The sequence below is a fragment of the Streptomyces sp. NRRL F-2664 genome (assembly GCF_000719345.1).
Taxonomy (GTDB): domain Bacteria; phylum Actinomycetota; class Actinomycetes; order Streptomycetales; family Streptomycetaceae; genus Streptomyces.
In genome coordinates this window covers 1-4,219 of record NZ_JOFX01000123.1, presented here as the reverse complement: position 1 = coordinate 4,219, position 4,219 = coordinate 1, and the positions used below count along the sequence as shown (strand labels likewise).

Annotated in this window: 5 protein-coding genes and 1 pseudogene; 2 read left to right on the top strand and 4 right to left on the bottom strand. The window is 64.3% G+C overall.

Annotation, left to right across the window (positions count from 1 at the left end):
• The first annotated feature begins 1,034 nt into the window (after window positions 1-1,034).
• Window positions 1,035-1,202, top strand: a complete 168-nt coding sequence (locus tag IF89_RS45345) for a hypothetical protein (protein WP_420707009.1) — start codon at window positions 1,035-1,037, stop codon at window positions 1,200-1,202.
• 300 nt (window positions 1,203-1,502) lie between these two features.
• On the top strand, window positions 1,503-2,072 hold the full coding sequence (locus tag IF89_RS46595) for a hypothetical protein (RefSeq protein WP_158718082.1): 570 nt from the start codon (window positions 1,503-1,505) through the stop codon (window positions 2,070-2,072).
• Between the two features lie 6 nt (window positions 2,073-2,078).
• Here IF89_RS46595 and IF89_RS0134430 read toward each other — a convergent pair whose 3' ends face one another.
• From IF89_RS0134430 to IF89_RS46590, 4 genes and pseudogenes are all read right to left on the bottom strand, one after another.
• Window positions 2,079-2,300 (bottom strand): hypothetical protein, encoded by a 222-nt coding sequence (locus tag IF89_RS0134430; RefSeq protein ID WP_030776656.1) that lies wholly within the window; start codon window positions 2,298-2,300, stop codon window positions 2,079-2,081.
• Window positions 2,301-2,439: 139 nt separating this feature from the next.
• A complete protein-coding gene (locus IF89_RS0134425; protein ID WP_030776653.1) occupies window positions 2,440-2,745 on the bottom strand; it encodes a helix-turn-helix domain-containing protein in 306 nt (101 codons plus the stop codon).
• 52 nt (window positions 2,746-2,797) lie between these two features.
• Window positions 2,798-3,139: pseudogene (locus IF89_RS0134420) on the bottom strand (IS630 family transposase); the annotation flags it as partial.
• A 201-nt stretch (window positions 3,140-3,340) separates the two neighbouring features.
• On the bottom strand, window positions 3,341-4,219 hold an 879-nt coding region (locus tag IF89_RS46590; protein WP_158718081.1), incomplete at its 5' end, for a hypothetical protein.

The following is a 4,219-nucleotide window of genomic DNA, read 5'->3' as shown; positions in this document are numbered from 1 at the left end:
GTCCCGCTTCCCTTCCTGGAACCCCGACCGGCCACGACCGCTACAGCCAACCCGTCGTCCCGCAGAAACACTGCAGGTCATCGTGGCCGTCACACCTCCCCAGACCCCTAAAACAACGGCATTGTCTTTAACGTGCGGCGTCGAACGGTGTGTCGCACTTGATCACTCGGTCCGGTAACTGCCCTGCATGGAAGCGGCCTGCGTCTGAACATGTGCTCCGACCAAGGAACACACGCTGTCGTACTCGCGTGATCCGTTCTGCTGCTTCACCACCAGCCAGGACCTCGCGGCGTTCTTCGACTGCCACCCCCAGGCGTTCACGCACTTCGCAGGGGTGCCGTTGCGCCTCGTCTATGACCGCGCCAAGACTGTCGTCCACCGGCACGCCGCCCCGGGCTAGGCGGTCCCGCGGCCTCCTGAAGCGGTCGCATTCGCAGGCCGCTACGACTACGACATCGACGTGCTGGCGGCCTGGCGGCCTGGCGGCCTGCCGGCCGCAGGGCAAGGGCAGGGTCGAGCGCCAGGTGAGCATCGTTCCTGGCCGACCGGTCCTTCTCTTCGGTCGAGGAGATGAATGCCGCTTTCACGGCCTGGTGTCGTTGCGGCGGGCGAAGGTCCACGGCACCCCACGGGGAGGTCATCGGGCACCGGGCCGCGCGCGATCACACAGCCCTCCGACCGCTGCCGCAGACCGTATGCGATTGCCCAGCGGCACCTGCCGCACGTCGGCAAGGACTGCCTGGCCGCCTTCGACGCGAACCTCTACCGGTGCCTGCCCGCCAGGCGTCCTCGCCAGCTGGTCGAGGTCCGTGCAACGAAATCCCAGGTCAGTCTGCACTCCACCGTCCCCGGATCCGGCGGGACGACGCTGCTGGCGATTCATTCGCGGGCGGTCGCCGCGGAGCCCGCGTCGTCGACGACGCGGGCAGGTGCAGGCGGCGGTCGACCAGGGTGCGGCCCCGGCCGCCGGCGCCCGCTCTGGGAATCTCCGTCCGGCGGTTCCGGAGGACGAGGGCAACACCCTGTCGCGGCGGGTGGCCAACGATGAGCCCGAGCTGCTGAAACTGCTCGTTGACGTCCTAGAGCTAGCCGGTGGCGGCCATGTGACGTGGGCCCTGGATTTGACCGGCGGTGAGCCCGGCCTTCTGATCGCCATGCTGGGCTGGGAAGCTCGGGCGGTTCAGGGACTGCCGGTGGGGTAGCGCCATCTTCAGGAGTGTGCCCGCTTCCGCAGCCCTCGACGGCCGCGCCCGCGGCCGCGACCGCTCCCGCCACCAGGACAGTTCGCCGCGTGGGAGGCTTTCGGTGATCATGAATGCTCCTCGCTGCTGGAGCCGGGGGCTGGAGTATGGTGGCCCACATCCGTCCGGATCGTGGAGGTGGCGCGGCGTCAGGTGTTATGCGGACAGGCCCGGTGAGTAGCGCCGGTCACGAAGAAGCTGACGGAAGAGACACTCCACCTACCCCCGCAGCCAGTGCGATAATTCAGGAGCGGTCGTCACATGCCTGACGATTTCCACGATGTCACCGTAGTCCCTCAGTGTGTGGACTTGAGTCCCGATGAAGTACTCCGCAGCCTCTCTTTCCATGAAATCGGACACGCGGCAGTCGGAATACTTGCGGGAATGCATTGTGATTACAGTGAACTGTTTGAGGCGGAGATCGACGGAGACCGCTGCTGGACAGGCCGAACAGTATGGGGGAGTTTCAAGACCTCACATTTCGGCTTCGCTGCGATGTGCGCCGCTGGCCCAGTAGCCGGCAGCAGGCAGCTCGCGGAAGCCGATCTACTCTCCGAACAGGCTGCAGCCTGGGCAGATTCAGTCCACGACAGGGAGACCGCCGTAGTGAATCTCGCCCGCGCGGGCTTCCGCATCACTCTTGAAGAGTCCGGCTCTCACGGCGAAATGACATGGCGCCAGGTAGTCACGTTCACCGAAGCGCTTGCCGAAAAGTATTGGCCTCATATTACAGCGGGAGCTGAATCCCTGCTGTGTTCGCCTGACTTTAAGATCTCAGGCAACAGTATCGCCCAGGCGATCGGCATCACCAACCCTCCTCGGGCGGACTGAGCCCCTCTAATCCGCAAGCCAGTCAACCAGTGCACCTCCGGCGCACCGGGGGGTGTGGTCATCGGCTTCGGGAACACCCTTCTTTGAAGCCCGGATACGGCGGCCGCGCGCCAGGTAGAGCTGCACGTCCGCCTGCCACTGCGCCAGCGGCGGATCCGGCCTGGTCCCGTACTCCGGCGGGAGAGCCGAGGTGTAGGCCGCGCCGGTTTCCACGTCCTCGATGCGCACAGTAGCTGCTCCAAACCTGTCGAGCCCCCGGGTCCACCGTGCCCGCTGCGGCTACCGCTCGGCGGGTGTTGGGCCCGAGCCCGGCGGCACCGCCGGGCCCCTGTTCGCCCAGGCACCCCTCAGGCAGAGATTCAACTGATCAGCCATTCCTGCTGCCGATCGCCCGGGTGAGAGTGGAGCGGTCGACGTGGAACCAGCAGGCCAGAACGTCACGCGTGACACCGTGCCGCAGGTGGACCAGAGTTGCCAGGAGCCGGTCGACGAACACCACCTTGCACTTCGCCCCCGCACCGGCCGCCCGCCGACGTGGCAGGTCAAGAAGCTCGGCCTCTCTCCGGGCGTGCCAAACAGACCCCAACTTTGCTACCAGGTCAGCGATCACGGATGCCGCGAGCCCCGTGGTGCGACGCTCCGACACGATCAGCTTGCGTGCTGCGATCCCCACTACGAGCAGCCCAACGACCCCGCCCGAACCGCCGTCACGCTACTGGGGTCTTTCAGGATGGGGTCAGTGGCGCGAGGGGCAGGCCGGTGGCGGTGAGGCAGCCGTCGATCAGGTAGGGCCGGAGCTGGCTCCTGCGTAACTCTCTGCGGAGCGTGCGGGCGAGGTCCTCGGGAGTTCCGAAGGCGGTGTTGCCTCTGCGCACCAGTGGCCAGACGGCTTCGACGGGATTGAGGTCGGGTGCAGACGGCGGGAGGCGGACGGTGGTGCGCCAGTCGTGCCTGGCCCCGTACCGTGTCAGTCCGGCGGCGAGACGGGTGTTGAGATTGTCCCAGACCGCCGCTATCGGGCCGCCGAGCTGGATGCGCGCGCGGACCAGCAGGTCGCGGCAGTCCTGCCGGGAGTTCGTCGGCCCCGCCGAGCGCAGGGCCTCCATGCCGCCCTCGCGCTCAGGGGAAGCTGCTGCTTAGCCGCTAGCAAGCCCCGCAGGCAGGACACCATCCGCCGTCCCGGCTCCACCCGACCGAGAACATAAAAATCAGGAGCGTTTTCTGGAAGCCGCGCCAGCGGCTTTCTGGTGGCGGATTCCGCCCGACTTTTATTTGCGGAAGTCTGGGGCCGGGTAAAGGGTGAATTTGGAGTACTTATCGTATCTGGTTTCTTTTTTATCCGTGTAAGTTATCAGGTTGCCAGTGTTGCTTGTGATGGCAGTCAGTACGCCTCGCGAGGTGTCCGCCAGGAAGCCCCGCGCCCTATCCGCATCGTCTGTCGGTATGCCATACTCGTCAAATCTGAAGGTTATGGGGGCGACGTGTCGGCCAGGGTGGCGCATGTAGACTAAATAGTCTTTCCTCCTGCTCTCGCGGAATTTCGCACGCGCGAAGATCATAATCTCCTGAATGCTGCTTCCCGTTGCGAGCTCCATTCTCGCCCCCAAGATTTCTGTACTGTGGGAACTTTGCACCGCCCTCCCGGCAGGCAAGAAAATTCTGCCGCCCTGAATGCTGGCGAGGAATGCGCAGGTGCTGGTTTTGCAGGGCCCCTTGAAGGCGGGGTTTATTTTGGAATTTTCCAGCGCCTGCCCCCGGATTATGCCATAGGTTTCATCTATTGAATTTACAGAAATTTCGGTCGGAAAGAGGAAGCTTTTCATGTGTGCAACTGCTTCCTTGCGGGATCTCACTCGCTGCTCTTGGAGCCTACTTCCGTTGAGAATGAGCAACTGCTCAAAGGAGAGCAGCTGCCCCATGGTGAGACTGGGTATGGTGTTCCCTCCGAGGTCTTCTTCTGCTGATGGAATGGCGGTGTTGTGTTTCTCTGTTCCGGGATGGCGTCGCTGGTCATCGAGAGGGTCATGGTGTCGTATGCGGATTTGGATGTTTCCGGTGGGGTCGGTGTATTCGATGGGGTTGGCTGCGTAGGCTTGGTATTTGTTGAGGGGTGTGGGGTGGGGGTCGCGGGTGGTGAAGCGGCCGGT